Annotated in this window: 24 protein-coding genes and 1 riboswitch; of the genes, 9 read left to right on the forward strand and 15 right to left on the reverse strand. The window is 38.6% G+C overall.

Going from position 1 to position 22,721, the window contains the following annotated elements; translation table 11 throughout:
- Positions 1 to 46: 46 nt before the first annotated feature.
- Positions 47 to 1,141 (forward strand): aminofutalosine synthase MqnE, encoded by a 1,095-nt coding sequence (mqnE, locus tag LGQ02_RS17210; protein ID WP_226515542.1) that lies wholly within the window; start codon positions 47 to 49, stop codon positions 1,139 to 1,141.
- A gap of 37 nt (positions 1,142 to 1,178) precedes the next feature.
- Here mqnE and dapF read toward each other — a convergent pair whose 3' ends face one another.
- The 3 genes from dapF to LGQ02_RS17225 all read right to left on the reverse strand — a co-directional run bounded on the left by dapF (position 1,179) and on the right by LGQ02_RS17225 (position 2,860).
- Complete coding sequence (gene dapF / locus LGQ02_RS17215; protein WP_226515543.1) at positions 1,179 to 2,042, reverse strand: diaminopimelate epimerase; 864 nt, start codon at positions 2,040 to 2,042, stop codon at positions 1,179 to 1,181.
- A 21-nt stretch (positions 2,043 to 2,063) separates the two neighbouring features.
- Complete coding sequence (locus LGQ02_RS17220) at positions 2,064 to 2,303, reverse strand: hypothetical protein (RefSeq protein ID WP_226515544.1); 240 nt, start codon at positions 2,301 to 2,303, stop codon at positions 2,064 to 2,066.
- A 320-nt stretch (positions 2,304 to 2,623) separates the two neighbouring features.
- Positions 2,624 to 2,860, reverse strand: a complete 237-nt coding sequence (locus LGQ02_RS17225) for a YuzB family protein (RefSeq protein WP_226515545.1) — start codon at positions 2,858 to 2,860, stop codon at positions 2,624 to 2,626.
- Between the two features lie 348 nt (positions 2,861 to 3,208).
- Between LGQ02_RS17225 and LGQ02_RS17230 the strand changes: the two genes are divergently transcribed.
- Entirely contained in the window at positions 3,209 to 4,279 is a 1,071-nt protein-coding gene (locus tag LGQ02_RS17230) for an NAD(P)/FAD-dependent oxidoreductase (protein ID WP_226515546.1), read from the forward strand.
- A 55-nt stretch (positions 4,280 to 4,334) separates the two neighbouring features.
- On the opposite strand, the gene LGQ02_RS17235 is transcribed toward LGQ02_RS17230, so the two are convergent.
- On the reverse strand, positions 4,335 to 4,640 hold the full coding sequence (locus LGQ02_RS17235) for a YuzD family protein (RefSeq protein ID WP_226515547.1): 306 nt from the start codon (positions 4,638 to 4,640) through the stop codon (positions 4,335 to 4,337).
- A 177-nt stretch (positions 4,641 to 4,817) separates the two neighbouring features.
- Between LGQ02_RS17235 and LGQ02_RS17240 the strand changes: the two genes are divergently transcribed.
- Positions 4,818 to 5,054 (forward strand): NifU family protein, encoded by a 237-nt coding sequence (locus LGQ02_RS17240; RefSeq protein ID WP_226515548.1) that lies wholly within the window; start codon positions 4,818 to 4,820, stop codon positions 5,052 to 5,054.
- Between the two features lie 74 nt (positions 5,055 to 5,128).
- On the opposite strand, the gene LGQ02_RS17245 is transcribed toward LGQ02_RS17240, so the two are convergent.
- Together LGQ02_RS17245 and yutH are read right to left on the reverse strand one after the other, a co-directional pair.
- Entirely contained in the window at positions 5,129 to 6,115 is a 987-nt protein-coding gene (locus LGQ02_RS17245) for a 2-hydroxyacid dehydrogenase (protein ID WP_226515549.1), read from the reverse strand.
- 502 nt (positions 6,116 to 6,617) lie between these two features.
- Positions 6,618 to 7,688, reverse strand: coding sequence for a spore coat putative kinase YutH (yutH, locus tag LGQ02_RS17250; protein WP_226515550.1), 1,071 nt, complete (start codon positions 7,686 to 7,688; stop codon positions 6,618 to 6,620).
- Between the two features lie 407 nt (positions 7,689 to 8,095).
- Between yutH and LGQ02_RS17255 the strand changes: the two genes are divergently transcribed.
- Positions 8,096 to 8,596 (forward strand): phosphatidylglycerophosphatase A family protein, encoded by a 501-nt coding sequence (locus tag LGQ02_RS17255; protein WP_226515551.1) that lies wholly within the window; start codon positions 8,096 to 8,098, stop codon positions 8,594 to 8,596.
- A 60-nt stretch (positions 8,597 to 8,656) separates the two neighbouring features.
- Here LGQ02_RS17255 and LGQ02_RS17260 read toward each other — a convergent pair whose 3' ends face one another.
- The 3 genes from LGQ02_RS17260 to LGQ02_RS17270 form a co-directional block, all read right to left on the reverse strand.
- Positions 8,657 to 9,424 (reverse strand): TIGR01457 family HAD-type hydrolase, encoded by a 768-nt coding sequence (locus tag LGQ02_RS17260; protein ID WP_226515552.1) that lies wholly within the window; start codon positions 9,422 to 9,424, stop codon positions 8,657 to 8,659.
- Positions 9,425 to 9,493: 69 nt separating this feature from the next.
- Entirely contained in the window at positions 9,494 to 10,153 is a 660-nt protein-coding gene (locus LGQ02_RS17265; RefSeq protein ID WP_226515553.1) for a helix-turn-helix transcriptional regulator, read from the reverse strand.
- 158 nt (positions 10,154 to 10,311) lie between these two features.
- Positions 10,312 to 10,758, reverse strand: a complete 447-nt coding sequence (locus tag LGQ02_RS17270; RefSeq protein WP_226515554.1) for a DUF86 domain-containing protein — start codon at positions 10,756 to 10,758, stop codon at positions 10,312 to 10,314.
- 182 nt (positions 10,759 to 10,940) lie between these two features.
- On the opposite strand from LGQ02_RS17270, the gene glpX reads away from it, so the two are divergent.
- The 3 genes from glpX to LGQ02_RS17285 all read left to right on the forward strand — a co-directional run bounded on the left by glpX (position 10,941) and on the right by LGQ02_RS17285 (position 12,567).
- Complete coding sequence (glpX, locus tag LGQ02_RS17275; protein WP_226515555.1) at positions 10,941 to 11,918, forward strand: class II fructose-bisphosphatase; 978 nt, start codon at positions 10,941 to 10,943, stop codon at positions 11,916 to 11,918.
- Between the two features lie 13 nt (positions 11,919 to 11,931).
- The gene (locus LGQ02_RS17280) at positions 11,932 to 12,201 is read left to right on the forward strand and encodes a DUF3055 domain-containing protein (protein ID WP_226515556.1); all 270 of its coding nucleotides are present in this window, start codon (positions 11,932 to 11,934) and stop codon (positions 12,199 to 12,201) included.
- A 72-nt stretch (positions 12,202 to 12,273) separates the two neighbouring features.
- Complete coding sequence (locus tag LGQ02_RS17285) at positions 12,274 to 12,567, forward strand: hypothetical protein (RefSeq protein WP_226515557.1); 294 nt, start codon at positions 12,274 to 12,276, stop codon at positions 12,565 to 12,567.
- A gap of 132 nt (positions 12,568 to 12,699) precedes the next feature.
- Here LGQ02_RS17285 and LGQ02_RS17290 read toward each other — a convergent pair whose 3' ends face one another.
- Complete coding sequence (locus tag LGQ02_RS17290) at positions 12,700 to 12,990, reverse strand: YutD family protein (protein ID WP_226515558.1); 291 nt, start codon at positions 12,988 to 12,990, stop codon at positions 12,700 to 12,702.
- Between the two features lie 160 nt (positions 12,991 to 13,150).
- Here LGQ02_RS17290 and LGQ02_RS17295 point away from each other — a divergent pair, with 160 nt between their 5' ends.
- Positions 13,151 to 13,837 carry a YhcN/YlaJ family sporulation lipoprotein gene (locus tag LGQ02_RS17295; protein ID WP_226515559.1) on the forward strand — a complete coding sequence of 229 codons (687 nt, stop codon included), beginning with the start codon at positions 13,151 to 13,153 and terminating at the stop codon, positions 13,835 to 13,837.
- A gap of 91 nt (positions 13,838 to 13,928) precedes the next feature.
- On the opposite strand, the gene lipA is transcribed toward LGQ02_RS17295, so the two are convergent.
- Positions 13,929 to 14,810, reverse strand: a complete 882-nt coding sequence (gene lipA, locus LGQ02_RS17300; RefSeq protein ID WP_226515560.1) for a lipoyl synthase — start codon at positions 14,808 to 14,810, stop codon at positions 13,929 to 13,931.
- A gap of 274 nt (positions 14,811 to 15,084) precedes the next feature.
- Here lipA and LGQ02_RS17305 point away from each other — a divergent pair, with 274 nt between their 5' ends.
- The gene (locus LGQ02_RS17305) at positions 15,085 to 16,089 is read left to right on the forward strand and encodes a M23 family metallopeptidase (protein ID WP_226515561.1); all 1,005 of its coding nucleotides are present in this window, start codon (positions 15,085 to 15,087) and stop codon (positions 16,087 to 16,089) included.
- Between the two features lie 429 nt (positions 16,090 to 16,518).
- On the opposite strand, the gene LGQ02_RS17310 is transcribed toward LGQ02_RS17305, so the two are convergent.
- From LGQ02_RS17310 to LGQ02_RS17325, 4 genes are all read right to left on the reverse strand, one after another.
- Entirely contained in the window at positions 16,519 to 17,859 is a 1,341-nt protein-coding gene (locus tag LGQ02_RS17310) for a sodium-dependent transporter (protein ID WP_226515562.1), read from the reverse strand.
- 577 nt (positions 17,860 to 18,436) lie between these two features.
- Positions 18,437 to 20,005 (reverse strand): Na+/H+ antiporter NhaC family protein, encoded by a 1,569-nt coding sequence (locus LGQ02_RS17315; protein ID WP_226515563.1) that lies wholly within the window; start codon positions 20,003 to 20,005, stop codon positions 18,437 to 18,439.
- Positions 20,006 to 20,218: 213 nt separating this feature from the next.
- Positions 20,219 to 20,398: riboswitch (Lysine riboswitch) on the reverse strand.
- 1,017 nt (positions 20,399 to 21,415) lie between these two features.
- Entirely contained in the window at positions 21,416 to 21,901 is a 486-nt protein-coding gene (locus tag LGQ02_RS17320; protein ID WP_226515564.1) for a dihydrofolate reductase, read from the reverse strand.
- Positions 21,898 to 22,692 carry a thymidylate synthase gene (locus tag LGQ02_RS17325; protein WP_226515565.1) on the reverse strand — a complete coding sequence of 265 codons (795 nt, stop codon included), beginning with the start codon at positions 22,690 to 22,692 and terminating at the stop codon, positions 21,898 to 21,900. Before LGQ02_RS17325 ends, LGQ02_RS17320 begins: the two co-directional genes overlap by 4 nt.
- Between the last annotated feature and the right edge of the window lie 29 nt (positions 22,693 to 22,721).

Raw genomic sequence — 22,721 nt, forward strand, 5'->3', positions numbered from 1 at the left:
ACAAAATATAAAGATAGTTGACTTACAGCTTCAAGGAGGAGAAATTATGAGTACTTTACTACTTGATCCAAGTCTTCAAGACATTAAAGATAAAGTCTTAAACGGGGAACGTTTAACAATTGAAGACGGTTTAAAACTTTATGATACACCTGATTTGCTTACAGTAGCTCAACTAGCAAATCAAGTTAATGAACAAAAGAATGGGAACAATGTATATTTTATTCAAAACATGTACATAAACCCAACAAATGTATGTGAAGCAAGCTGTGCTTTCTGCGGGTTTAAACGTAAGCCAGGTGAAGAAGGCGCTTATACAATGAATGAAGAAGATTTATTAAAATATGTTGAAGAACGTTGGAACGATAACATTCGCGAGTTCCACATTGTCGGTGGGCATAACCACGAAGTGCCGTTTGATTATTATTTAGATACGATTCGTACATTGAAAAAGCATTATCCACAATGTACTGTAAAAGCTTATACAGGCGCAGAAATTGAATTCTTCGCTCGTATTTCTGGTTTATCGATGAAGGAAGTGTTAGAAGAATTAATTAAAGCTGGGCTTGATACAATTCCTGGTGGCGGTGCTGAAATTTTAACGGAACGTTACCGCGCAAAAATGAGTCCAGAAAAAGCTTCAACTGATGAATGGTTAGAAGCACATGAAATTGCTCATAACTTAGGGTTAAAAACGCATGCAACGATGCTTTACGGATCGATTGAAAAGACAGAAGAGCGCCTTATCCATATGGACCGCCTTCGTCAACTTCAAGATCGTACAAATGGATTTATGGTCTTTATCCCACTTGCAATGCAACCCAAAAGTGTGAATGCCGGTTTGAAGCGTCGTACTTCGGCATATGATGACCTACGTACAGTTGCGATCAGTCGTTTAATGCTAGATAACTTCGATCATATTAAAGCTTATTGGATTAACATTGGCCCTCAACTTACGCAAATGGCCTTAACATTCGGAAGCTCAGATATTCACGGAACGTTGATTGAAGAAAGAATTTCTCACTCTGCAGGTGCCTTAACGTCTCAAGGGTTAACTCGTGAAGAATTGATCCACTTAATTAAAGGAGCAAACAAAGTTCCAATTGAAAGAGATACGTTCTATAATATCGTTAAAACATATTAATATGTTAAAAAGGCTGTCCACAACGGACAGCCTTTTCTTATCTTTCAGCTCGTTTATAATAAGTTCCTTCACAAATTGTTTCAGCAGGACCTGTCATCCAAACACGGTCATCCACATCCCACTTAATCGATAAATCTCCGCCCGCTAAATGAACAACAACCTCTTCTCCTTTTGGACTACGCTCGTTTAATATAGATGCTACAACTGCTGCACATGCCCCTGTTCCACACGCTTCAGTGACGCCAGACCCTCGTTCCCACACTTGAAAGTTCAGTTCATTAGGGGAAACGACTTCAATAAACTCAACATTCACTCCATCTGGAAAACGTTCATGTTTTTCTACTAAAGGTCCTAATGTCGTTAATGGAGCTTCTTCAATGTCATGGACAAAAAATACAGCATGAGGATTTCCCATAGAAACTGCCGTCATTTTAAGGGGACTTTCTCCTGCTTGAATTGATTCTTGAATAACTGGTGATGTTTTCGCATTATAAAGAGGAATTTCACTCGCAGTTAAAATCGGTTCCCCCATATCTACCGTTATGAGATCAACCTCTCTACCGCTTCCTTGCGTTTCAACAGTAGCTGTTACTACCCCGCCTAATGTTTCAATTTGCATTGTTTTTTCTTGAACAAGCTCATTTTCATAGGCGTATTTCGCTACACAACGGAGGCCATTCCCACAATTTTTCGCTTCTGATCCATCTTTATTAAAGACACGCATTTGTACGTGTGCCACATCCGAAGGGCCGATCAAAATCATTCCATCGGAACCGATCCCAGTATGAATGTTTGATACTTCAACCGCTAAAGATTGCAGCTCTTCTTCATGTAATGACTCTTTAAATGTATTAACAAATATATATTGGTTTCCTAGACCATGCATTTTTGTGAATCTCATCGTTATGCTTACCTTCTTTCTCTATCTTCTTAACTTTTCATTTGTCCAAAAATAATCATCATCTGCTTCAATAATGACCATCGTTTTTAAGCAGCAAGGAAGGTTTAACCGTTGCTTCACTTTATCTTTAGCTAGTTGTAGTGCTTCTTTATTCATATGTGTCAAAACATTTGATTCGTTGCAATACGGACATTCCGTTAAGTAAACTTCACCCATTTGAACTTCATAAGGCCAAGTATGATCAAAAGGTATTGGCTTCATCTTTGTTTCATCTCCTCTACATTACCTAAATCATTCCTTACATTTTATCATAAGCCAAGGTCCATTGAAGAGTTATTGTCTTATCACGCAAAATTAATTAATCTTATCCATATACGATGACAAACTCCACTAGACCTCATTTTCAACTATGAAGCCCCCTCTCATTAACAACCATTTTTTCCTAGGTGCCTGGAACACGTAAATAAATGGTAATAGGCATGGTCCAAAAGGAGGGCGCTTAATCTTAATTGAAGGTCAAAATTTGAGTTCTCTTATCGACGCAGAAAAAGCTGCTGGTACATATGCCAGCAGCTTTACATTTAAAACATTGGGTTTTCTTCTAAAAATTGATATATATTGGTCAGCAATTCTTCATTCGTTTCCCCTGTTACCATTTCACCATTTACAAGGGCAAACTTCTTCATTGCACATTGTCCACAAAAGCTTAGACAGCCATATTCAATGACATCCAGGTTTGGGTCTTTTTCAAGTTCCTCTTTTACTTTTTGTGTACCACTGGCTAAATTGCTAACACAAAACTCAATAATCGGTTTCATGTTTATCCACTCCTGTGTCTTTCAACGATCATCATCCAACACATCCTAACGCTTACTTACTATTTTGTCAACTATTCAGATCTTGACCACTTTCATGCATTATTAAAAGCAAACTTTTCCAACCGATCATGATAGTTTTCTATTATAATATTAAACTTCTATATCACCTTTCTATTAGTGATTCAATGGTAAAATAAAAGATTCTTAAAAATGTTGTTATTTCGACAAATAACTGATAAAATTTATATTGGTAAAACGACGTTATTATTGTTTCCAAAGTGGATATAGAAGATTTCATCTGTTTCCACCTGGGCACTATGGGTCGCACAGGAAGAGGAGGCTGATCATGTGCGTAAATTACTCATCTTAGGTGGCGGATATGGGGGACTTCGTGTCATTCAGAAACTGCTTTCTTCAAGCGGTATGCATGATACGAGCATTACTTTAATAGAGAAAGAGCCTTACCACAGCTTGAAAACAGAGTTCTATGCGTTAGCTGCTGGCACGGTTGCAGACAAACACTTAAGAATGTCATTTCCTAACGATGTCCGTCTTGAACTGAAATTTGAAACCGTTTCCGAAATTGTGTTAGAAGAGAATCTTGTAAGACTAGCAAATGATGAAGAACTTTCGTATGATGACCTTGTTATTGGTCTTGGTTGCGAAGATAAGTATCATAATGTACCTGGCGCACCTGAACATACGTTGAGCATTCAAAGCATGAGGAAAGCTCGAAAAACGTATCAAGCATTACAAAGTATTCAAGTAAATGGAACCGTTGCCATTGTTGGCGCTGGTTTAAGCGGTGTAGAACTAGCGAGTGAGCTACGTGAAAGCCGCCCTGATCTAAATGTTAAACTATTTGACCGCGGAAAAAATATTCTTTCCATGTTCCCTCCAAAGCTTTACAACTACGTCACTGAATGGCTTGTTGATAACGGCGTTGAAATCATTAACGAAGCAAATATTACAAAAGTTGAAGAGAACACGCTATATAACCACGATGAGCCTGTTTATGCAGATGCTATTATCTGGACAGCCGGTATTCAAGCAAACCGTCTCGTACGTGACTTAGATGTCGAAAAAGATGGTATGGGAAGAGTTGTCGTGACGAAGTATCACGAAGCCCCAGGATACGATAATGTTTTTGTCATCGGAGATTGTGCGAAATTAGATCACGCTCCAAGTGCACAGTTAGCTGAGGCCCAGGCAGAACAAGTTTCCATGCTATTAGAGAAAAAATGGAATGGTGAAGAGTACCCTGACGAACTTCCTAAAATTAAATTAAAAGGAGTCTTAGGTTCTCTTGGAAAAAAACATGGTTTCGGTTTAATGGGAGAAAAGGCACTAACTGGCCGTGTTCCACGCGTTCTAAAATCTGGTGTTTTATGGATGTACAAATATCATTCAGGTTCATAACTTTTTATATAGTAAAGCCTTAAGAAATGAATTCTTAAGGCTTTTTTATTATCATTTATGAATTTTCTTCGATTTTGTCATAGATGACTTTCAGTCTCGGATTTCCTTCCGCTACCACTTCCCCATTTAATACAACCAATGGGTAAAAATATTCCTCATCTAATATTTGCTCGGCATATTGTTTTTCCTCTTCTGTTTCAGGAGAATCAATATCGCAATAAGAGATATAAATATCTTTTTCAGGATACTTCCTTGCAATCGCCGCTTCTAGCCATTCCTTCGTTTCCAATGCACTCGGTAAATTAACACAGCTTGCACATTTTACTTCTGCACCGTAAACAGTCATTTGAATTGAAGCCATAACAGGTGCCTCCTCTACTTTTCACTTTCTGTTCTATCTATATTTATTTTAACATAAGGTTTAAAATAAGACATGTTAACACAATTGTCACCATTCAAACATAAAATATATATGCGAGTTCATGGATTTTTTTTGTTAAGGATATTATAATAGAGATAAAGAAAGGAGTGTTGTGCGATGGCAAACGCAACAATGGAAGAACAAGTACAAGAAGTGCTTGATAAATTACGCCCATTCCTCCTGCGTGATGGTGGAGATGTTGAATTAGTAGGTATTGACGAGGGTGTCGTAAAAGTACGCTTAATGGGTGCTTGCGGCTCTTGCCCAAGTTCTACAATTACACTAAAAGCGGGAATCGAACGCGCTCTTCTAGAAGAAGTACCTGGTGTAACTGAATTAGAACAAGTATTCTAAATTAGAGCTTATTTAAAAACGCATTCACTTCATTGTGAATGCGTTTTTTGCATGATTGTACGGTTATTTTAACTTCATTCTTTATATATAACTTCTTGATTAACGATCGCCTCTGGTTCTTTCCCTTGTAACACATGAACGATATTACGACTTACGAGCTTTGCCATTTCATAACGAGTTTCCACACTAGAGCTTCCGATATGAGGAAGTGCGACGACATTATCATGCTTAAGAAGAGCATGATCTTCTCCAATTGGTTCCTCACGAAATACATCTAAGCCAGCACCTGCAATTTCCTTTTCGACGATTGCCTTTTCTAACGCTTCTTCATCAACAACTGCTCCTCGAGATGCATTAATAAAAATGGCAGAAGACTTCATCCGTTTAAATACATCTTCAGTGAATAAGTCACGCGTCTCTTCTGTTAATGGCGCTAAACAAACGATATAATCAGACATTTCAATGAGCTGATCAAATGATGCGTATGTTGCCCCTAATTGTTTTTCCACATCCTCTTTTCTTGAGCGATTATGATATAAAATTTCCATGTCAAAACCAGTCGCTCGTTTTGCCACGGCTGTACCAATTCTTCCCATGCCAACAATTCCAATCGTTTTATGGTGAATATCAGTTCCAGCTAATAATAACGGCCCCCAGTTTTTCCAGTAGCCTTTTTTTATGTACTCTGCTGATTCAACAATCCGCCGTCCTGTTGCCATCAGTAATGCGAATGTTAAATCGGCTGTTGTATCCGAAAGAACGTCTGGAGTATTACATACCGCAATGTTACGTTTCGTTGCTTCATTGACATCAATATTGTCGTAACCGACAGCTAAATTTGCAACGACTTTTAAGTTTGGTGCCTCCCGCATCAACTCTGCATCAACCTTATCAGACAGCATCGTATAAAGAGCATCTGCTTTTTTCGCTTGCTTTATAAGTTCCTCTCTACTTACTGGTACTTCTTCCTCTGGCCACATGTGAATTTCCGCAAAATCTCTTAATGGCGTCAACGCTTCTTCAGGTACACGTCGTGTCACATATACATAAGGCTTTGTCATATTTCCCACACCCTTTTTAATAAATGTTTAAGGAAATTATAAACGTTCGAGTAGCAGGTCATCAACTTTCACCTTCTTCATAAAGGCTGTTTTCTAAATGATTGCTGCTTTTTATCAATTGAATCAATTTCATAACTCAAAATAAGGTGCGAAATTCCGAATGATGAGCCTTTAAGGCGAAGACAAAGGCGTAGTTGTAACACACAGGACGTGCTAACACCGGCGTTCCGACAGGATGTCGAGTAATTAGCCGGTGAACATAACTATACACATAGAAATTTTCACTACGCCGAAATTGCTTCTTAGTTAAAATTTTATACATTCTTATAGTGTAAACAAAACTTGGCTTATCGTTAAAGAGATTCTTAGTACTCTTCACCTGCGACGAGTAACCGCAGGAGCCAACACACAGGACGTGCTAGCACCGGCGCCTAAGATAGGACATCGCGTTTTTAGCCGATGAACTTATAATTAGTTCTTTGAAAAAAGTAAGCACAGTTCTTTATCCGTATGAACTGTGCTTTACTGGATAGGCTTGAAACCATAATGGACAATGTTTTGACTCCAATAACTGTGGATATCTATATGTCAGATACGTAAAAAGCTTTTCATACTCAGCCGAATTTTTTAATAATGCCGTACACCGTTCACTCAATTGGTTACGCTCTTCACTATGCACTGTCTGATAATACGTTTCGATTTCTTCAAAATAATGTATCGGAAACATCGACCTTGCTAACAATAATGTTTGATCAAAAAGAGACAACGGATGATATGATTCATAATCATTTAAAAATGCCTCAATCGTTTGCAACGAATTCGGCGATTGTTCATTCGTCCAAACCGAACGAACATATTCAGTAATATCTCTTGTGTAATGATCGTACATAAAATCCGTTGGTACTTTTATTGAAGATGGCTCCTGCTCTCGAACGGTTAACCACGTACAGTCATGAAAACGACGGTGACAAATTGTATTTCCTTTAGATAAATGTTCCTCTTTGTCAATCATCAAGTCAGTAATCATTTGAATGGCATTTTCACATAGCCCAATATAATAAGGAAAAGTCACTAAGAACAATTCATCGAAAGGGGTTTTATAACTTTCTTGCCTCATACGGACATACCAATTCTCTAATTGATTTAACCGGCGTTCCCACCTTTCTTTCCATGCTATCGCACCTGAACTTACGCTTCTTTTCGTTTGTTGTGGTGTATAATACAAACCTTTTTCATGAAACTTTGCTAATTTCGCTCCTACTTTTTCACCCGTAACAGAGTGAGCTAACCTATGCTGTTGTTTTTCTAATTGAAACAACACGGCTTCTCCACCATCAATAGAGATGGTCCTCTTTTTACCTTCTGGTTTGATAAATTGAGCTACACCGTGTTCACTATAAGACGTTAGCCAATTTGCCATGTTTACTTGTTCATTCAATTGCTCTAAAGCTCTGTCATCCACGGTTCGAACTAAATATTCTTCACCGTTTGCTAAAACATATAGGTCATCTCCAACATATAAAACGTCATCCAAATAAATTCTAAAGTGATCGAAAAGTTGACGGTCTAACACATTACTCCCCCCAATCCCAATGCACACCTAAAATAGCATATGATATATCCGCCCAATTTGTTCATTTCATTTAAATATCACCGTTTCATCGCCCACGTTAATTAATGAAAAGGCTACTTTCATATGAACGGGCAGCTCTGCGGCTTTTTCTTCACTTACCACGGAGACAGCGGACGACTGTGGGAGAACGATCTTCAACGATCCTGTAAACTTGTTAAACTCGAGGAAGCTAAAGAACTCGTTACACGAAAAGCCTACTGGATTGATACAGAGCTTGCTTCATTTAGAATTCTTTAGGTTTAAGTATAAACGTGACTTTTAAGCAAAAAATAAAGATGATCAACCATACAAGACAACAATAGTAAGACCTTAGCATATAATTTTGGAAAAGGACTTAGGGTGATGACATGAAAGAACATCATAAAGAAGTTGAAAACACAGCAAGAAAGTGGTTACACGAAAGAGGAGTAACAATTGAAGATATTGCAGAGCTTGTCTATTTCTTACAAGAAAAATATGTAGAGAACCTTTCTATGGAAGCTTGTGAGGAGAATGTTAATCGTGTTTTATCTAAACGTGAAGTACAAAATGCGATATTAACTGGCATTCAGCTAGACAGATTAGCCGAAGAAGAAAAGTTAGATCATCCACTGCAAGGAATCATCGAACGAGATGAAGGTCTTTACGGTGTCGATGAAGTCATTGCACTATCGATCGTAAATGTTTATGGATCTATTGGTTTTACGAACTACGGATATATCGACAAACTAAAGCCAGGAATTTTAAAAAAACTAAATGACAAAAGTCAAGGATGCCATACATTTTTAGATGATATTGTCGGTGCAATTGCAGCAGCTGCTTCTAGCCGACTCGCTCATAGTCAAGACGGAACGGAAGAAGATGATTAACCTATCAAATACCAAAAATATCCAGGTGACTGGCACCTGGATATTTTTACATTTATAATATTATACAATTTCCCATTCATCTAACGAATTGATCGACCATGTCGGTTGAACTTTTTGTTCTTGTAACTGCTCTTTAGATGTAACACCTGTATGCACGATGATCGTATCCATTCCAGCTTTTATTCCTGCCATAATATCTGTTTGGTAATTATCACCAACCATCACAGTTTGATCAAGAGGTACCCCTAGTACTTCAAGCGCTTGGTTGACGATAATAGCTTCTGGTTTACCGATAAATGTTGGGTTCACACCAGTAGATACAGATACAACTGAAGTGAGTGATCCATTCCCTGGTAGCAAGCCTTTTTCTGTCGGGATTGCTACATCAGTGTTTGTTGATAAAAACAGTGCTCCAGACCTTACAGCTAAACAAGCGGTACTTAATTTTTCATAATTAATGTTACGGTCAATTCCCATAACAACAGCATCAACAGCTTCATCCGTTAACGTAAATCCTTTTTCTTTCAATGCATCTTCTAGTCCTTCTTCTCCGATCATAAAAACATTTGCTTCGTTGATTTGCTCATGAAGATAATTTGCTGTTGCCATACTTGTCGTCATCACATGTTTTGGTGTTGCAGGAATATCCATTTCGACAAGTTTTGCAGCTACTTGCTCTGGTGTTTTCGAAGAATTATTCGTTACAAATAAATATGGAATATCTTTTTCGTTTAATGACTTAATAAATCTCGATGCAGCTTCAATTTTTTCACTACCTCGATACATCGTCCCATCTAAATCAACTAAATAAGCATCATACTTTTTCATTCATACATCCTCCAATAATCTATTCACTATCATATATTGTGATATATAGACAAAAAAATAACCGCCACTCTATAAGAGTGACGAATAAGTTTTATCTGATTTTTTAATTTTATAATAGCAGTGTGGCTCGTGTCCAGTTGCCATACACATTTGACATTGAACGTGTTCCGTTTGAAGCAAATCCTTAAACATTTCAAGCTCAGCCTCACAAATTGCAGGAAACTGCTTAGCTACCTCTGCAAGTGGACAATTATACTCTTTTAAAATAAAACTACCGTCATCTTCTTTGATCACTTCTGTCATATAGCCTTGTTCATTTTGCATCTTTCCTAATTCATAAACGTTCTCATCAAAACTGCCAAAAATAAGCCTCTTTTCAAATCGCTTTTGAATCTTATCTTTCCTTCTGTCAAACAATTCTCTTACTTTTTCTGGTCCATCCATTTGCTCAATCTCTAACAAAAGATCAACCGAAAAGTTACCATAATCTCTTGGAAACAACATTTCCTGACCTTTTGTTGACAGTTGGTACACATTCGTCGGTCTCCCCATTGCCTGCCTCAATAATGTTGTTTCAACAATCTCATCTCTTTCTAATGTGTTGAGGTGTCTCCTTACAGCCATTTCCGTGATATTCAATTGTTCTGCAATTATTGCTACTGTTAATTGTTTCTTCTTCTTTAATAAATTTAAAATTTGATCACGTGTTGAAGCGGTTTTATAGACCATCTCCCTCACCATCCTTCTGTTTTTATTTTAGCGGATGTATATACTGGAGTAAATTTATTCAAAAGAAAGTTCGAAAAATTGACGCAATTTAACTTCCGTCCACCATTCAGAGAGACCTTGTTCATTCATTCACATTATTATTTAGCAAAAGGAAACAGTTAGTCCTTTTGCGGCAAAAACGCTGAGACTGGGCCAAGTTCGCTTTCTAAATACATTCTTACTTTTCCTGGAAAACTTAGTAAAGTAGCACTCTCGTTTTGTAATGCTCGTTTTAACGCGTTATGATCAATCTCGGTATATTCTTGTAATAACGCTTTTCGCCATGGAATTAACTTTTTCAATGAAGAACCATCTTCTTTCGATACGACTTTTTCATCAACTAAAATATCGACGACATCATCATAGCTCCCAGGATCTCTCATAATAAATCCATCAATCATTTGATTTCCAACGTCGATCATCACTTCAATTGTCATATGTGCCACTCGTTCTAACATTAACTTTTGCACTTCATCTTCAAATGATGTTTCTTGTGAAAACACCCCGATAAGTCTTTCCATATATTGTAATCGCTCTTCTAGTAATTTTCTATCAACAAAATACATGTAAATCCCCTCTTTAAAAAAATCATTACAATTAGTATAACACATTAACAAGTATTTTAAGGAATCTCATGACAAAATCCGAAATTTAATTTCTTTCATTTGATTTTTTTGTTATTATGATGAAGAATTAGCCGAACTTTTTTACATAGAGAGAGAAACAATGAGAAACTGGAGGAATGATTGTGGAGCGGGAATTAGCGTTAGAAATTGTAAGGGTTACAGAAGCTGCATCACTAGCTTCTGCACAATGGATGGGTCGTGGATTGAAAAATGAAGCAGATGATGCTGCAACAAACGCAATGCGTGAAATGTTTGATTCTGTTAATATGCAAGGAACGGTTGTCATTGGTGAAGGGGAATTAGATGAAGCACCCATGCTGTATATCGGTGAAAAGCTCGGGTCTGGAAACGGGCCTGAAGTAGATATTGCTGTCGATCCTCTAGAAGGCACGAGTATCGTTGCTAAAGGACACCCTAACGCAATGGCTGTTATCGCTGTCGGTGACCGAGGAACTCTTTTACATGCACCAGATATGTACATGGAAAAACTCGTTGTTGGACCTGAAGCAGCCGGGCTTGTCCGCTTAGATGATCCTATCGAAAAAACAATTGATATCGTTGCGAAGATGACCAACAAACGTGTTCGAGACGTAACCGTCATTATCCAAGAACGTGAACGCCACCAAGAGCTTATTAACCGGATTCGTGCAAAAGGAGCAAGAGTAAAGCTTTTTGGTGATGGTGATGTTGGGGCCTCAATCGCTACTGCAATGCCTCGAACAGGAATCGATTTATTTGTTGGTACAGGTGGTGCTCCAGAAGGCGTGATATCTGCCGCTGCCATCAAAGCACTCGGAGGAGATATGCAAGCACGATTAGCCCCTATGAACGATGAAGAAATTGCACGTTGCAAAAAAATGGGCGTTGAAGATGTTTCTCAAGTACTCTTTTTAAATGATTTAGTAAGAGGCGATGATGCCATCTTTGCAGCAACAGGCGTTTCACAAGGTGAATTATTAGAAGGTGTTCGCTTTTTAGGTAGTGACCTTGTCGAGACAGACTCCATTGTAATGCGTGCAAAAACAGGAACAGTTCGCTTTATTAAAGCACACCACCGTTTAAATCAAAAGCCTCACCTATTTATGCCTGAAGATAACTAAGGAGGATCTTATTATGACTGAACGTTTTTATCTTTACGATGATGTAGAAGATACGAAAACGAGGTACGTTAGCTTTATGGGAGAAAGCCAAAGATTTGACCTAGCGATTATGTCAACAACCCGTTATTATGGGAAAAAACTCGTTTTAGATATGCAATCCAATCGATTTGCAATCATTGGTGAAGATGACTTAGATGAACCCAATTATTTAGAACGTACGTTTAAGTTAGACGAAGAAGACGGTAAAGAATTACGTGAGTTCTTATATGAAGTGATTTTATAATCTATTTTGGAAAATTAAGTGTTACATGAATCTTATCCTCCTTTCCATACTAATGGTAAGGAGGTTTTTATTTTGAATAAACACGATAGGCAAAAGAATCGCTATTCAGACTTTACAGCTGTTGAAAAAGATAGAAATGAAATCATTCCAGAGCAGACACCTGAAGGATCATACGGTTCTCCAATTGACGCCTCATTTAAAAAAACCACACCTTGGCAGGAAGGGCAACGTTCAGCTAGTGCCTTTATTTATGAAAACAAAGAGTTGCATCAAGGACTTGAACGAAAAGATCCAGGCTCTCATCCAACACATGATGACAAACGCACTGACTACCAAAAATCATACCGAAACTCTTCAATAAATTAGCACGAAATACCAATAAACCCCACGTGCCAGGCACATGGATTTTATTGGTATTTACATATTAAATTTTACAACGGGTTTGTTAAGGCCGAAGGCAAACAAAAACAACCGAGCTGTTTAGGAGCTCGGTTGTTTTTACGAAGATTGCTTTTGCTCTTTTACTTTACGTAAGACAAAGTAAGCACAGCCAAAATTACAGTACTCATATAAATAATCTGGAAGAGAACTTATTTTTGCATCAAAACTTGATTTCCGGTGCTTATCATCAAAAAATCCTTTTAAACGAAGCTGTTCATATCCCCAGTCTCCGACTATATAATCATATTTATTTAAAACATCACTATATCGATTTTTAAATTCTTCTTCAACCCATCCATTTCTTACGTCTTCAATCACCTCAAACGTATTCCCTTGAATGCGGATCATCCATAAACACCTCTCTTTTCTATCTTTATCTTGCCTTATTTTTCGTGAAAATTCAATGGGCTTTCCTAAAAATCCTGTCCATCAATGACCTTCAGCCACAAATTACCTCATTTATAACGCTGTCAAAACGGTCAACCTAAAGAATAGGAGGTGGAAGAACATGAACAAAAAGTTATCCTCCCTTCTTCTGTCTAGTATCTGTTTATCAATTTTCATGACAGGTTGTGGAGATGCAACGAACGGCGCAGAAGGTCAGCAAGCAGAAAATTTATTTCGAGGATACCAAATGCCCGAACGCCATTTCGTCATAAACCGTAACGGTGCCGGTAACATGGACCAATATAACCGTTTTGGTTTTGAACGTCATACGAAGAAAACTGCCTATGCAGGGCAAAATGCACCAGATTACGCAACATATGATCGATCATTATTGGCTGATAGTATTAGTAAAATGGCAACGACCATTCAATCTGTTGAAGACTGCGCCGTTCTAGTTACAGATCAGTATGTCTTAATGACTTATGAAACAAATGGAACAGACGATCGTCAACTTGTCGCTGACCAAGTGAAGAAAACAGCCATGTCGCTCGTCCCATCATACTATGATATATACGTAAGTGATGATCCAGAAATGGGTGCTGAAATCGAACGTTTTGAAGGGTTATCTGCAAAAGAACCACAGTATCTTGATTCATTAGAAGAAACAATCGAACAAATGAAAAGATACCCGCAAGGTGAGGAATCTTTACGTATGGAAGATGATAATGGAGATGACGAACATAACGTTCGTCGATTTAATGAAGGACGTAGACAGCACAGACAAGACCGTACTATCCCAAATCAATAATTCACTTATAAACATAACGAGCGAATTAAATCAAAAAGGCCGTCTCGAATAGATACAAACAAATGATCTTTCGAGACGGTCTTTTCCTTTTTTATGCCTCTTCAGCAGCATTTACCTGCTCGTCTGCATGATAAGAGGAACGAACGAGTGGACCAGATTCACAGTGCTTGAATCCTTTACTTAGTGCAATTTCTTTAAGCTCAGCAAACTCTTCTGGTGTCCAATATTTTTTCAACTTGATATGGCTTTTCGTTGGCTGTAAATACTGACCTATTGTCAAAATATCAACATCTACCGCACGAAGGTCGTCCATTGTTTCAATAATCTCTTCCTTCGTTTCTCCAAGCCCGATCATTAGGCTTGATTTCGTTGGAATCTTCGGTTGCATTTCTTTCGCTCTTCGTAAAAACTCTAGCGAACGTTCATAAGTAGCCCTTGCACGGACCCGAGGAGTTAAACTTCTAACCGTTTCAATATTATGGTTTAAAATATTAGGCCTTGCGTCCATTAGCATCTTTAAGTTTTCTTCCTTACCACCCATATCAGACGGAAGAACTTCTACTGTTGTAAATGGGCTTTTACGACGAATCGCTCTTACCGTTTCAGCAAAAATCTCAGCACCACCGTCTTTTAGATCATCTCTTGCAACAGCCGTAATAACGGCATGTTTAAGCCCCATTAGTTTCACAGATTCAGCAACACGTTCTGGTTCTTCACGATCTAATTCTGTTGGAAGTCCAGTTTTTACTGCACAGAAGCGACAAGCTCGTGTACATATAGCTCCTAAAATCATAAAAGTTGCTGTTTTTCTTTCAGCCCAACATTCATGAATATTTGGACAACGCGCTTCTTCACAAACAGTATGTAATTTTTTTTCACGCATCATCTTTTTTAACCCTGTATAAGATTCGTTCGTGTTCAATTTAATTTTTAACCATTCGGGTTTACGGATATATTCTTCTTTTTTAGCCACAACCTTCACGCTCCCGTTTTGCTTATTATTAAGAAAAAATGTTTTCATTATTTTGCATCAATGGATGACAAAAATATCTTACGTAACTATATACATACACACGTACATTCCAACTCTTTTCAGTATTCCTGAATACCTTTTAATCATTAGTAACTTTAACATGAAAGCCGATAAATCTCAAAGAGTATGTTTTTTTCCAAGATTTGTCGGAATCAAACCCACCCACTTTTTCGCAAACTAAAATCAGTTATTGATTCGAAGGAGGATTTATAAAATGAGAAAATGGATAACGAGAAGTATGTTGCTCGTTCCTTTTTTGTTCATTCTTTTTCAATATAACATAGTAAGTGCTGAGAATGTTCAGGATTTATCACCAGAAGATATTTACGAAAAACGAATGGGGCTATACTTAAAAGCAGAAGCAACCTCACATATACCGTGGTACTATTTTGCTGCAGTAGATAGCTACGAAAGAGGATTGCGTAGAGCAAGAAATGACCTTCCCGAAGAAGAAGGCTTGATCGCGATTTATTTTACTCCTGAAGAATGGGCAGGAGAACAAAACCCAAATAAAGATGATACCGATCCACTCTCTATATCCTTCTTTGATGGAATTGGTCTTGACGGAGATGGTGATGGTAAAGCAGAGCTTACGAATGATGAGGATGTTCTTCATACTTTCTCACAACATTTAGCTAAATTCGGTAGCAGTGATGAAAATATTCGAATAGCTCTTTGGGACAATTACCAACGTGATAAAGCAATCGAGTTGGTTATGGGTCACGCAAAAGTGTATCGACAGTTTGATACATTAGACCTTAGTGAACGTGCATTCCCTATGCCACTTAATTATAATTATAGTTATCGCAGTACATGGGGAGACCGAAGAGGATGGGGTGGCAACCGTATCCACGAAGGAACAGATGTATTTGCGGGCCACGGTACTCCTATTAGAGCGACAACTTATGGGATCGTTGAATTAAAAGGCTGGAATAAATACGGAGGTTGGCGCATTGGAATTCGTGATGTAAACAATGTCTACCACTACTTCGCTCATATGAGCAGCTTTGCTAAAGGAATTGAACGAGGAAGTATTGTTGAACCAGGAACAGTTATTGGCTATTGTGGAAGTTCTGGCTACGGAAAACCTGGTACTCAAGGGAAGTTTCCTCCACACCTTCATTATGGAATGTATAGAGATAATGGCTTTATTGAGTGGTCCTTTGATCCTTACCCATCATTACGTGCGTGGGAAAAAGCGGATAGAAAGAAAAAATAAAATTTCAGTAAACAAAACTTGGCTTATCGTTAAAGAGATTCTTAGTAAGCGAAGTGTGCTTACTTAGAATCTCTTATGCTTTAGTGCAAGTCCTTATGGCGAAAGCCTTAGTTGCCACAAGCATAACTCCATTGATTAAACTACGAGTTGCGACGAGTAACCGCAGGAGCACAAAGCAACAGCTTCCTCGAATTCACTCCGACATGCGACGAGTAACCGCAGGAGCACAAAGCAACAGCTTCCTCGAATTCACTCCGACATGCGACGAGTAACCGCAGGAGCACAAAGCAACAGCTTCCTCGAATTCACTCCGACATGCGACGAGTAACCGCAGGAGCAGTTACTTTAATCCTTTATCAAAGTTAAAAACTCTTAAAGTATAACAAAAAGCAGCTCCTAAAAAGAGCTGCTTTTCTTCTACTTACTATCTTAGAAAATGTTCAAAATTAAAATCCAAAGAATACCTAGTGGTGCAACAATTCGAATAAACCAAATCCAAATTGCTCCAATTGTTGTATCTGTTAACCCTGTTTCACGTAGAGCGTCAACTTTATTCCAGCCCCACCCAACGAATAATGCACTGATCATTCCACCTAGCGCTAATAAATAACGATCCGTTAATGCATCAACTGCATCTAAGAACGGCATTCCGAAAATTAAGAAGTCACTTAATGGTCCACCATAACTTAAAGCAGATGGTACCCCGAATAATGTGACAATCACACCTGCAACAATCGTTGCTTTTTTACGGTTCCAGCTAAACTGGCGCATCGCGTAAGCTACACTTACCTCAAGTAATGAAATTGCTGAAGATAAAGCCGCAATCGCTACTAGGAAGAAGAAGACGATCGCAAAGAATGTACCCGCGCCACCCATTAAGTTAAATACTTCAGGGAGTGTAATAAAGATTAACCCAGCTCCGTCAGTTGGATCAATATTTGCAAACGTAAATACGGCTGGGAAGATCATAATACCTGCAACAATTGCAAATAGTGTATCTAACGTTACAACTGTACCCGCTGCACTTGGAAGCTTCGTATCTTTAGGTAAATAACTCGCATAAGTGATCATCGCACCCATACCTAATGATAAAGTGAAGAATGCTTGCCCAATCGCCGCAGCGTAAACACCTGGTTCACCAAAAGCTGACCAGTCAGGACTAAACATAAAGCGTAAACCTTCACCAGCTCCATCAAGCGTAAGAGCAAAGCCTGCAAGGATAATAATTAAAACTGCTAATAAAGGCATAAAAATACGGTTTGAAAGTTCGATACCTTTCTTTACACCAAAAAATACAATAAAGATAACAATAGCCATAAATAAGAACTGCCAGAATACAGGGCCTACCGCTCCACCGATAGCTCCAAAAAAGAACTCATCGTATGTTCCACCTTCAACACCTTGCGCAATTCCTGTTACGTAAGCATATAAGAAGTAAACAACCCAACCGGCGATTACACCGTAAAAGGATAGAATTGTAAATGCTGAGACAACACCAAAGATACCACCTAATGCCCACGGCTTTCCTGGGGCTATTTTTGTAAATGATCCCACGACATCCGACTGTCCCCTGCGACCGATGGAAAATTCAGCAAGGATAACTGGTAAACCGATCAGAAGAATACATAAAATATAAATAAGTAAAAATGCTGCTCCCCCGTTTTCACCAGCGACATAAGAGAATCGCCAAATGTTCCCTAAACCTACTGCGGACCCTACTGCGGCTAATATAAATCCTAGCCTCGTGGCCCATTGTTCGCGCTCTGCCATAGTAATTTCCCCTTCCTTGTCACATTAAGTTTTTTTATTTTTTTGATTTTAATGTGTATAGTAATATATTCTCTCTATCCTCCTTCCAATAAAGGATAGTAAAATATATTCACTATGTTGTCTTATTATAATTATTTTTCAAAAGCTTGTCAAAGTATTTTCTGATTTTTTTTATAAATCTAAATTTATAAATAACTTATATTCCGACATAACCCTACATTTTTCTTTTTTATAGAAAGCTCAGTTTAAGTTGAGTGTTAATATTAAATAATGAAGGTTAATGGTTAAATAAAATAATTTGTGACGAGCAAAGGTGACGAAGCTAGCGACTAGCATCGACTTCACGAGTTAGCTACGACCTGCCTCAACGGACAGGACGCCCTAATACCGAGCATGCCACAGGACGTGGCGTTTTGCTCGGTGAACGGACAGGACGTCCTAATACCGGACATACCACAGGACGTGGCGTTTTACTAGGTGGACGCATATATCCCAGTTTACGGCTTTTAAAGGAGGAGGTTTAACAGCGTCTTATAGAAAAAGACTTGTTCAAATAAATTGAACAAGTCTTTTCCGTTTATTTTTCAACAGGTCCGCCATAGAGTCTGTTGACAACAATTTTTAAGATGAGAATCGCAACAATAAATGCAACGATCGCTCCTAGTAATGAAACGAATAAACTTCCTGTAAAACCAAGGATAAGGAAACCGACAATTGCTATTCCACCGACAATTAGTGCATAAGGAAGCTGTGTTAACACGTGATCGATGTGATGGCTTCCTGCCCCAGTTGAAGAAAGAATCGTTGTATCAGAAATTGGTGAACAGTGGTCTCCAAAGATCGCACCTGCTAATACTGCTGCTAACACTGGTAACAATAAGTTTACATCTGTAACGATCGCCATTTGACCAGCAATCGGCAGCATAATACCAAATGTTCCCCAAGATGTTCCCGTAGAGAAAGCCATGAAACCAGCAATGATAAATAATAAAGCAGGTAAAAAGCCTAAGTTCATATTTCCATCAACTAACGTTGCTAAATATTCACCAGTGCCTAACTCACCAATAATCTCAATAATCGTCCAAGCGAAAATTAAAATATAAATCGCAGGAAGCATGGATTTAACTCCAGCCCAAAGACCAATTCCTAAATGTTTTACTGGTAATTGGCGTAAGAAGCTAATACCAATCGTTACAAGTAAACTAATGAGTCCACCGTAAAGTAGCGATGCAGCAACGTCTGTGTTTTCAAATGTTGCTAATAATCCCGCTTGACCTTCTGTGCCTTGGATTCCTGTAATAATCATAAAGAAGACTGTTGCAGCAATTAACGTTGCAATAGGCCAAATTAAATCGCCTGTACGTCCTTCTGTCACTGGCTTTGCATCATCACTTTCACCAGGTACTGGACCTTTATTTAAATCAACTAGCTCGCCTGTTTGCATTGCATGTAGTTCATGTTTACGCATTGGGCCAATATCTAATTTGAAATACGCAACAGCAAACACTAGTAAAATAGCAAATACTGCATAGAAGTTCATTGGTGCAATCAGCATAAATGCTTGTAACGCAGAGTAATCTGCTGTACTATCTGCTAAAATATCACCGATAATTGTAATAATGTACGCACCCCAGCTTGAAAGTGGCACAATGACACACATTGCCGCAGCCGTTGAGTCAACCGTATAAGCAAGCTTTGCACGAGAAACTCTGTGTCTGTCAGTAAACGGACGACTAACGTTACCTACTGTTAAACTATTAAAGTAATCGTCAATGAAGATGATAATTCCTAAAAACCCTGAAACGAACTGAGCGCCTACTCGTGTCTTTACTTTGCTTAATGCCCATTCACCAAAAGCACGACTTCCCCCAGTCATTGTAATTAGTGCGGCAATCATACCAAGCGTTAGTAAGAAAAGAATAATATAAAATTCCCAAGTGTTGATTCCGCCATCAGAAATAAAAATACCTGATACGATCGAAAAAATTTGTGAAAATGTCTCATTAATAAACTGCTCTTGATTTTGGTTTACCATGAGTGCCCCAACGATGATTCCGATTCCTAAAGAAAGTAATACACGTTTCGTTAGAATCACCATTAATAATGCCAAAATTGGTGGTAATAAAGATAAAATACCGTGTTCCATCTCTTCTTCCTCCTTAATTTTCTGCAAGCCTTCAATGTATTTTCATTTAAAGGCATGTTGTTTCTGTTCGACAATTGTTCAGTGTGAAGAAAGAGGAGAAATCTATAAAATGCTAGTGATAAGAGCTGACCTTAGTTTTAAGCAAAATAAAAAGGCAACAAAGGGAATTCTTTGTTACCTGAAACAATCAAGCAATTGATTTCCCCCACCACAATGATTAGTAGTCCTCCACTTCCACGATCGAAGTGACAGTGTTACATTTATTCAATGTAACCCCAGCTAAGCAGTCTTGGACGAGACTGTCTTGCTTCGGCAAAGCTCCCTTTCAGAAATGTTCTTCGTTCGTCCATTCTCCCATTTCCTACTCTTAAACTTTGCGCCTCTACCTCATCGGCTGCGATGAGGCGTACTATGTGTCATGTAATTGTCAAACTGAGATTGATTCTATCAAAGCTTTTGATAGAAAGCAACCGTATTTTATTAGTAAAATTGTTCCAAATAGCCTGAAAACTGAGTCATTATATAAAACATGTGAATAAAAGGATGAGTTTTGCAATTCTGAGCTTTTAATCGCAATGTCATTGTTTTCTTTTTTGCAGGTTTGTATATTTGTTCAACGCTTATGTCGTAATCGGGATAGCGAGTGGAACTGAACTTCGCAGGACGTTAACTGATACTCTAATTCAAAAGCGAGTGGCCAAAAACGAATCGACCATCTTTAAACTATTTTCAAGACAGACACCCATGCGAAGTTATTTTCGCTCCATGAAGTATGAAAATGAGTTCATTTTTAATTTTTTCAAAGTAAGTTTGGGAGCACGTTGCGAGGACTGTCTCTTCCTCTACAAGTATATTCTTTGAAGTGTATCCGTCCATCGGACAAAACGCCACGTCCTGTGGCATGCCCGGCATTAGAACGTCCTGTCCGTCGAGACAACTCACAGCTTATTCGACGAAGTCACCCTGGATCCAACGGGAAAAGCAACGAACAACACTACGCTGATTAAGCTATGAGCTGCGACGACGCATCCAGCTTCGTAGCAACAGCTAGTAGAGGAAGAAGCAACAAACACTGCTTCGTCGAGCCACTGAGAGCTGCGACGACGCATCCAGCTACGTTGCAACAGCTAGTAGAGGAAGAAGCAACAAACACAGCTTCGTCGAGCCACTGAGAGCTGCGACGACGCATCCAGCTTCGTAGCAACAGCTAGTAGAGGAAGAAGCAACAAACACTGCTTCGTCGAGCCACTGAGAGCTGCGACGACGCATCCAGCTTCGCAGCAACAGCTAGTAGAGGAAGAAGCAACATGTGCTTCCAAAAATACGATTTATTTTCAAGATAGAATCCTTTCCAAAAAAAACAGGAAACTGCAACTTTACAGTTTCCCGCTCCTAACATTCCAAGCATTATTATTTTCTACGTTCGTAAACAACGAATGTGTGTGCAAATTTATTTTTCTCATCAATTGTTCCTTCTTGCGACGAGACAACTTTCCATATGCTCTCATCAATCTTTGGAAAAAACGTATCTGCTTCGAACGTTTCATGAATCCATGTTATATAAAGGCGATCTGCAATTGGCATAAGCTGTTCATAAATCGTTGCACCACCAATCACAAAAAACTCTTCTGCTTCATCCACTAATGGTTTGACATCCTCGAATGCATGAATAACTTCAACATCATCAACATGGAAATCTGTACTTCTTGTTAAAACAAGGTTTCTTCGTTTCGGAAGCGGTCTGCCGATGGATTCAAAGGTTTTTCTTCCCATTAAAACAGGGTGGCCGCTTGTTACTGCTTTAAAGTACTTTAAGTCATTCGGTAAGTGCCACGGCATATCTCCATCTTTGCCTATTGCGCGGTTTTCTCCCATCGCAGCAATCATAGAGATCATACAGACACCTCACCTTTAATATGTGGATGTGGGTCATAACCTATTAGCTCAAAATCATCAATTGTGAAGTCTTCAACCTTCTTCTTCTCCGGGTTTAATTTCATCGTTGGAAGTGGTCGCGGTTCGCGAGTAAGTTGAAGCTTCACTTGCTCAACGTGATTATTATAAATATGGACATCTCCAAACGTATGGATGAACTCTCCAGGCTCTAGACCACATTCTTGAGCGATCATCATTGTCAATAATGAATAGGATGCAATATTAAACGGCACACCTAAAAACACATCCGCACTTCGTTGGTAAAGCTGACATGACAATTTTCCATCGGATACATAAAATTGGAATAAACAATGGCAAGGAGCCAGTGCCATTTCATCTAACTCTCCGACGTTCCATGCATTTACAACTAACCTGCGTGAGTCAGGGTTATGTTTAATTTGTTCTATGACCTCGCCTAGCTGATCGACAACCCCGCCATTTGGCTTTGGCCATGAACGCCACTGTTTTCCATAGATTGGGCCAAGATCCCCGTTTTCATCGGCCCATTCGTTCCATATTCGTACATTATTTTCTTTTAAATATTGAATATTCGTTTCGCCTTTAATAAACCAAAGCAGTTCATGAATGATTGCACGTAAAGCTAGTTTTTTTGTCGTTACTACCGGGAATCCTTCACTTAAATCAAACCTCATTTGATAACCGAAGGTACTGATTGTTCCTGTACCTGTTCGGTCATCCTTTTTTGTCCCGTTGTCTAAAACGTGCCTACATAAATTTAAATATTGCTGCAATTTTCTCTTCCTTTCTTACAAGAAATCGT

Source organism: Bacillus shivajii, assembly GCF_020519665.1.
GTDB classification, from domain to species: domain Bacteria; phylum Bacillota; class Bacilli; order Bacillales; family Salisediminibacteriaceae; genus Bacillus_CA; species Bacillus_CA shivajii.